The 212-nt window shown below is 50.0% G+C and carries 1 protein-coding gene; it reads right to left on the bottom strand.

Going from position 1 to position 212, the window contains the following annotated elements:
• Positions 1-212 (bottom strand): hypothetical protein (locus PSH48_RS21300; protein ID WP_273612337.1); only part of this gene is annotated, 212 nt, incomplete at both ends.

Raw genomic sequence — 212 nt, 5'->3', positions numbered from 1 at the left:
CGCTTTCACCGTTGCCATTAATCACGCCGTCGGCGGTTTTATCAATGCTGGTTGTAATAACTGCGGTGTTATCAAGTTCGACTGAATCTTGTGCTGAAATTGGATTGCCAGCCACATCAGACACGCTAGCTGTGGCGGTAAGTGTCCCGTCGTTTAATGCGCTGGCATCAATCGGATCGGTAACGTATTCGCCGTTTTGTACAAGCGCCGTG

Origin of the sequence: Pseudoalteromonas sp. Angola-4, from assembly GCF_028599265.1 — a bacterium.
Lineage (GTDB): Bacteria > Pseudomonadota > Gammaproteobacteria > Enterobacterales > Alteromonadaceae > Pseudoalteromonas > Pseudoalteromonas atlantica.
Note: the sequence above shows the minus strand (reverse complement) of the source record. Positions and strands in the feature narration are given on the sequence as shown.